This window comes from Chitinophaga sp. (assembly GCF_036566945.1).
Lineage (GTDB): Bacteria > Bacteroidota > Bacteroidia > Chitinophagales > Chitinophagaceae > Chitinophaga.
The window spans coordinates 1-7,056 of the sequence record NZ_DATCVJ010000539.1 but is presented as its reverse complement, the minus strand read 5'-3'; the positions used below and the strand labels follow the sequence as shown (position 1 = coordinate 7,056).

6 protein-coding genes are annotated in these 7,056 nt (G+C 42.7%); 2 read left to right on the top strand and 4 right to left on the bottom strand.

Translation table 11 applies throughout. The annotated features are described in order from the left end of the window. Both metK and VIP81_RS16555 read left to right on the top strand, forming a co-directional pair. Nucleotides 1-932, top strand: a 932-nt coding sequence (gene metK, locus VIP81_RS16560; protein WP_331963166.1) for a methionine adenosyltransferase, incomplete at its 5' end; no start/stop codon positions are given. A gap of 562 nt (nucleotides 933-1,494) precedes the next feature. Further along, nucleotides 1,495-2,907 (top strand): right-handed parallel beta-helix repeat-containing protein, encoded by a 1,413-nt coding sequence (locus tag VIP81_RS16555; protein WP_331963163.1) that lies wholly within the window; start codon nucleotides 1,495-1,497, stop codon nucleotides 2,905-2,907. A gap of 99 nt (nucleotides 2,908-3,006) precedes the next feature. On the opposite strand, the gene VIP81_RS16550 is transcribed toward VIP81_RS16555, so the two are convergent. Genes VIP81_RS16550 through VIP81_RS16535 form a run of 4 tightly spaced genes read right to left on the bottom strand, consistent with a single transcriptional unit; the run spans nucleotide 3,007 to nucleotide 6,909 of the window. Next, the gene (locus VIP81_RS16550) at nucleotides 3,007-3,948 is read right to left on the bottom strand and encodes an alpha/beta hydrolase (protein WP_331963160.1); all 942 of its coding nucleotides are present in this window, start codon (nucleotides 3,946-3,948) and stop codon (nucleotides 3,007-3,009) included. A 6-nt stretch (nucleotides 3,949-3,954) separates the two neighbouring features. Beyond that, entirely contained in the window at nucleotides 3,955-4,725 is a 771-nt protein-coding gene (locus VIP81_RS16545) for a prolyl oligopeptidase family serine peptidase (RefSeq protein WP_331963157.1), read from the bottom strand. A 28-nt stretch (nucleotides 4,726-4,753) separates the two neighbouring features. Further along, a complete protein-coding gene (locus VIP81_RS16540) occupies nucleotides 4,754-5,482 on the bottom strand; it encodes a TolC family protein (RefSeq protein ID WP_331963154.1) in 729 nt (242 codons plus the stop codon). Then, complete coding sequence (locus VIP81_RS16535) at nucleotides 5,479-6,909, bottom strand: O-antigen ligase family protein (protein ID WP_331963152.1); 1,431 nt, start codon at nucleotides 6,907-6,909, stop codon at nucleotides 5,479-5,481. The genes VIP81_RS16540 and VIP81_RS16535 overlap by 4 nt, the downstream gene beginning before the upstream one ends. Between the last annotated feature and the right edge of the window lie 147 nt (nucleotides 6,910-7,056).

The window sequence follows — 7,056 nt, the reverse complement described above, 5'->3', positions numbered from 1 at the left end:
AATCACCGGAAGAACAAGGCGCTGGTGATCAGGGTATGATGTTCGGTTATGCTACCCGCGAAACAGATAACTACATGCCACTGGCGTTGGATCTGGCGCATAAACTGTTGCTGGAACTGGCAGTACTCCGTCGTGAAAATAATGAAATCAAGTACCTGCGTCCGGATGCTAAATCCCAGGTGACTATTGAATATTCAGATGATAATAAACCGGTAAGAATTGACACGATCGTGATTTCTACCCAGCATGATGATTTTGATGAAGATGAAAAAATGCTGGCGAAGATCAAGGAAGATATGATCAATATCCTGATCCCGCGTGTAAAAAAACAACTGAAACCAGCACTGCAAAAGTTGTTTGATGGTTTCGATATCAATCACCACATCAACCCAACCGGTAAATTTGTCATCGGTGGTCCTCATGGTGATACCGGCTTAACCGGCCGTAAAATCATCGTAGATACCTACGGCGGTAAAGGTGCTCACGGTGGTGGTGCTTTCTCTGGTAAAGATCCTTCCAAAGTGGATCGTTCCGCAGCTTATGCTACCCGTCATATCGCCAAAAATCTGGTAGCTGCAGGTGTGTGTGATGAAATACTGGTACAGGTATCTTATGCCATCGGCGTAGCGAAACCATGTGGTATTTATGTAAACACCAGCGGTTCTGCAAAAGTGAAGCTGAACGATGGTGAAATTGCAAAGAAAATAGAGGAAATCTTTGACCTGCGTCCTTACGCTATCGAGCAAAGACTGAAACTGCGCAATCCTATCTACAGCGAAACCGCTGCTTACGGTCATATGGGCCGCGAACCTAAAACAGTAACCAAGGTATTCAACAAAGGCAAGAAACACGAAAAGAGTGTGGAAGTAGAGCTGTTTACCTGGGAAAAACTGGACTACGTTGATAAAGTAAAAGCTGCATTTGGTTTATAGTCAAAACCCGATGTCAACAATATAATAACAGCCGTTTCAAATTTTTGAAACGGCTGTTGCTTTTATGCGAACATCTTTTGATTTTACCTGTTTCTATTGTAAGTCACCGATTTTTTTAAATGTGGAAAAGTTTTTCAGATTTTTTTAAAAAAAGTTCAAAAAAAGTTACATATTATTATTTTAAATAGCTTATATTTAATAGTAATATGATTGATTGGCCTGCATTTCAAGCCCTGCAAGTGGGTGATGGGTTCAGTTATTCTATTTTAAGTAATGGCGTGGGATAGATTTTATTTCTCTAAATGTTTCTAACATTCTTCTGGACAATTTGAGTCGATAATAATTCGATTCGGGCGACCGTTATGCTGCTGTTTTATATCCAAAATTCTGGATATTCGCAGCCATAAATAATAATCGCATTGTTTAATTATTTCCGGAGATAGTTAAAATCAAAGCCATTATTCTTTTGGAATAACCGAATCCATATCAGAGAAAATCAATTGCAATTACCCACCGGGTAGCTGTGAACTTTTATTGAAACCATATAATTATCTGAAAAACCATGAAGCGCAACACCACCTCACGATTGTCTATGTACACATTCGTATCACTTGGAATGGCTTTTATTTTTACAACTGAGAGCTGTAACAAAGCACAAATTGACGCACTTAAACCAACAACTCCGACGGATACAACTACCGCCGTTGCGAAACCTCCGGTAAACACGAAGGAAATCGTTATTGTACCAGACAAAGACGGGAGATTGCTTTTGGACGGAAGCATTTACAAAGCCGGCGATATCCTGGCACTGAAAGGTGTTTTTACTGCAGTTGTTATCAACAATCTTAACGGTTCTGCAGGATCACCTATTATTGTAAAGAATGCATCCGGCACTGTTGTTAAGATTGGTAATCCAGCCTGGAGCGGCGGATCCTGGGCAACTGCGCTGAGTTTCGTTAACTGCCATTTTGTGAAAGCCGGCGGCGAAAAATCAAAAGCTGATTTTATTGTCAGCGGAAGCACACAGGCAGGTAAAGAAGCCTACTTCGATGTTGCTTTGAGTTCACACACCGATAATTTTGAACTCAGCAATATTACCGTACAAAACGGTGGTACCGGTATTTGGGCTAAAACAGAACCTGTAAAAGGCGACGCCACTACCTACTATCCGAATACGTATATGGAAAACCTGTCGATACACGACGTATCCGTATCTGGTACCAATAACGAAGCGTTTTACATAGGTCATACAGCGTTGTATTGGAATTTAACTGCCAATACACCTTACTATGGTGCTCCATCAGGATTCACTGCCGGACAACAGTACATACAGCCAATTAAATGGCGTAATGTTAAAATTTATAACAACGACATTTCCAATGGTGGTGCAGATGGTATTCAGACTGCCGCTATTGACAAGCTGGAAATATATGGTAACACCGTGACCAGTTGGGGCGGTCAGCACAACTCCGGCCATAATGGTGGTATCCTGATTGGCGGACGTAACACATTTACGAACGTCCATGATAACTACGTGCATGACGGCTGGGGTGAACTGATTCAGTTTTATGGCTCCGGTGAAAATGGCGCTACCCACATCATTCATAATAATCTCCTGAGAGATAACCAGGGAGATGGTGTGAGCTTAAGAGGAACCGATAATGCGGTTGTTCAGATCACCAACAATACCATTGCAAGAGTGGGTGGTGTATCTCTCCGTATCAATGGCTACCAGGGTATGACCTCACCGCAGATCGTGAATGGCAATGCCTTCATTCAACCGCGTGTAAACGGTGGTTCCATTGTGCCTAATGCTTACATCTACACAGAAAACGGTGGTACTTACAAGGAAGGTACTGGTGCAGATGCCAATACCAAATTCCCAACTGTGGATGCAGCTGGTGTTGATCTGAACAATTACTATCAGCCGAAAGCTGGTTCAGCACTGCTGACTTCAGGTTTCAGAAAAAATTAATGCTGATGGATGTTCAGGGAAATTTTCCCGGACACCATGTAAATTTTATAATAGCAAAGCCGTCCTGGTTATGAGGACGGCTTTCGCTTTTTTCCGACATTACCGGTTTGCTTTCAGATACTCCCACATCAATTCATTTACTATCTGTGGTTGCTCGTAATGGGGCATATGCCCGGCACTGTCTATTTCATGTACTTCTAAAGTTGGGTATAATGTTTTGTAAGAACTTAACTTCTCTACGGGGAAGAACGGATCCTGTTTGCCATAGAGCAGCAATATTTTTCCGGGGGCTATTTGTTTTAGCAGATAGAGTTGGTTCTGATTGAGCATATTCATCCAGGACGAGTGGGTAAGCCGCTTATACCCACTGAAGTTCATGAAGTACTTCAGCCGTTGTGAGTAGGTATCAAAAAGCGGTTGGTTCACGAACTCTTTGCGTTGATTTTCTACGGAACGCGGATACCAGTAAACGGTCATTAACAGGTCAGAAATGACAGGTATGCGAAGTAGCTTGTTGGCCTGCAAATCGCCGCTGGCAGCTGGCCCTAATAAGATAATGCGTTGAACACGATCAGGATGACCAGCCACATAGTCAAGTCCTATGGGTGCCCCCATAGACATGGCCAGGATATCAAAAGGTTGGTGCAGCTGAAGGGTATCGAGTAACTGCACCAATTGTCGTCTGTAAAGATTAAGATCATAAGTGGTATGGGGTCTGTCTGAATACCCTCTGCCATAAAGGTCATAAGCCAATATCCGGTAGCCTTTCGACAGGAGATACGGGATATTGAATTGCCACACTTCCATGCCACTGCTGCCGCCGCCATGAATCAGTACCAGCAGCTTTGCACTATCAGGACCATATAATTTATAATGCACTAAACCCTGCTCCAGCCGAATGAAATTACCGGGAGCCTCTTTGCGCGTCACATCATCCAGTTGTGCGGTTTCCTGGCCATTTTTCATGAACAGGAAACCCAGAAAACATAAAAGCAGTATTGTGATACCAACAGGCAATACCCATTTTTTTCGCCGGCTCATAGCTGATTATCTTTTAAATTGGAGTAGCCATTCGTAAATATTCATACCGTCTTCGCGGTAGGAAGGATCGTAATACTGCTCCCAGCAGCAATGCTTATGATCACCGGTGGTGAGTTTAGTAAGCCCTGGTTTGTATTTATTGGTACTATCGGCAAACAGTTTGCAGTTTCCGAGGAAAACCGGTTCTTCCGTACCACCAAAATACCATACATGGATATTGTTTTCTGCCGTAATGCGGAAGCTCTTCATGTTTTCCGCATCGAGGGTAGCAGGAGACATGTTGACGGCTGCCGCCACTCTTTTAGCCATTTTTTTATCTGTGACCGCCATGCCTACTGACCATCCGCCTGCACTATATCCGGTGATATATATACGGGTGGAATCAATGGGATACCGCTTCAGCACATCTGAAATCGCGGCATCCAGGTGATCAGGGCCGAGCGACCAACTGGTGGCCAGGGGAGCCATTACAATGAACTCATATTTTTTCCCATCCACTTTATTGACTGCATCGATATGCTTGCCCTCATGCATTTGCCTGGCAACACCCTGCCGGAATATTTTGGTAAGATCAGTGCCTGCAATACTTCTGCCATGCAGACAAATCAACAGCGGATATCTTTTTCCGCTTTTTACATTGTCCGGTAATTTAAAGAGTGCCGGAATATGATGCCATGGTGTTATCTGAACCTCTATTTGTTTAAAAGGTGTCAGATCCTGTCCTGCCAGTAGAACTGTCTGCAGCATCATACCTATAAAAAGGAATATCTTCATCATTCAATCTTATTTATTCACCAAGAACACCTTATAAGTGCAACAGTACTTCTTCCAATGAGGTTCCAATAATAGCTTCCAACGCAATTTTGGATTGCCTTACTTCTCTTTCAAGATTTACTTTACGCACCATTTCTGCATTATAAATCCGATATGCATCATTTAATCCTTCTACCGCTGTACCCTGATCACCACCGGAAAACTTTTGCTCCACCTGTTTGTAGTGATTGTATGAATCTTCCAAAAGCGGTAACTGCAGTTCATACAGCTGTTTGTTGGCAGAGTAATCTTCGTATGCACGTAACACTGCCGCTTTTAAGGCAAGTTTCTCACCTTCTTTTTGTTGATCAAATACTCTTCCGTTGGCTTTGGCAGCTTTTACTTCATTAGGAATGCTTATAAAATTTCCAAGTGGAACCATAATACCAAAGTTATACCTGGGGTATAAGGTATTATTATTGATGGTGCCGTTTCCATTTCCACTTCCTTTGATGGTAAACTCATTCAGGTTACCGGCAGCGGTCAGCATATTTAACCAACCCGCTTTGGCCCTGTTCTCATCATATTTTGTGATTTCTTTTTTAATATCCAGTGCTTTGATTTGAGGATTGTTCATGGCAAGTTCCACCAGTCTTTCTTTCAACCTGCTTACGGTAGGTAAATCGGCAGGCAGCCGCAAAATGATACTGGTATCTGCTTTCTGTGCCTGTGCCACAGTACCGGTAATAGCTGCCAATAAAAAGAATAATACACGTTTCATGTTGTGATATTTGGAGATGATAAATACTTTAATTTTATAGAAATTCCATTTAGCCCATAATAGAGCAATGCTGATTCTATGAGTCCTGAAGATTCCTGCGCATAGATACTCACCACGAGAGCAAACATGACGCATATAATAACCAGTGTTAATTGCTTCTCAGTTTCAGTGTGACTTCTGAAATAATTGGCCACCGTATACTGCATGACCAGAAAAATGTTAATGCAAGTCAGTATAAGTCCGATGTATCCCTGTTCTAATGCGGTCCGTAAGTAGCCGCTATCCGGTGGAAATCCATCCAGTTCGCTGCCGGAACCTGGCTCACAGCTCAGGAAGCCGCCACCTATGGGGTGCGTGTAGATATAAGGTTGAATACGATGCCGGTTCACATCGCGGACATTCAGCGACGCATCTTCCGATCCGGAGAAAGCCGTCCGGATTCTGATAACCGTAGGATTGCTATGGAAAGGGCCAAACATCACCACGAGGAAAGCGAAAACGAATATCAATGCGCCTATGACGGTATTCTTGCTGCGTAGATTTACAAAAAGCATAATAACAAGACCCATAGGAACCATCACATAGGCGGTACGGGTACCGGAATAGCCAAGCGCCATAAACTGCAATACCATGGAAATAAATAACAAGGACTTCTGGAACAGGCTGATCATCTTATTGGAACTGGTGAGCAGCACAATGTTTATAATACAGCCACTGGCCATTATTACACCAAAAACGGCCGGATCAGATACAAATGAAAAGATGCGGATGCCCGTGAGAATAAGTACGGTTTTGAATTTTTCGGGATACCGGGCGATGAACGCCTTTTCAAAGGGCATTAGCCCGAACCATTGTTGAATACAGGCATATAGTGCTGCCAGTGTTAGTATGGTAATCCAGAATTTGAAGAACACTTTAAGATCATCCATATTTCTGATCATCTTCATCACCAGGTACATGAAAACCATGTTGCGAACATATACCCTGGCAAAAGTCGTCCAGCCATGTTTGTCGTGTACATAGGCGGGATTGAAAAACTGGAGTAAAATAAAGCCTGCATATATGTAAAACGTAATCAATACAGGGTCCCGGAGAAAATTCACCTTTTTGATACTTTTATCTCCCGGCTTGAGCAAACTTCCCAATAAGGTAATTAATACCATGGCATCTATCAGCACGCCCACACTCATTTCTGTGCCAGACAATCTTTCCAGTAATCGTACGGTGAGTGTCACCGTGAGCGATAGGTAGTAGCCTACGCGGTAGTTCAGAATGCAAATTCCCGCTACTGAAATACCGATCGCCAATCCCAGCAGCAACGCTGTGTATTTTATATCCTGCGCACTGATATAAGCAATCGCTGGCACCAGTATTACCCAACAGATAATAATAAAAAGATTGTAAATATTTTTTCTGACGAATTCCACTCGTATTGATTTATAAGAATACTATTTTAATAGCCATAGCGATAATCGTTAGGGCAATGAAGATGACAATCAGCACCTGATGAAGATGTTGGTCTATTGCTTTCTTTTTCGGTTGTTTCCTCATATTAAATTTATATGGGGGCTTTT

What these genes read in the sequence shown, in the direction of transcription:
- VIP81_RS16555 (WP_331963163.1), top strand. Translation starts at nt 1,495, where the DNA reads ATGAAGCGCAACACCACCTCACGATTGTCTATGTACACATTCGTATCA.
- VIP81_RS16550 (WP_331963160.1), bottom strand. Translation starts at nt 3,948, where the DNA reads ATGAGCCGGCGAAAAAAATGGGTATTGCCTGTTGGTATCACAATACTG.
- VIP81_RS16545 (WP_331963157.1), bottom strand. Translation starts at nt 4,725, where the DNA reads ATGATGAAGATATTCCTTTTTATAGGTATGATGCTGCAGACAGTTCTA.
- VIP81_RS16540 (WP_331963154.1), bottom strand. Translation starts at nt 5,482, where the DNA reads ATGAAACGTGTATTATTCTTTTTATTGGCAGCTATTACCGGTACTGTG.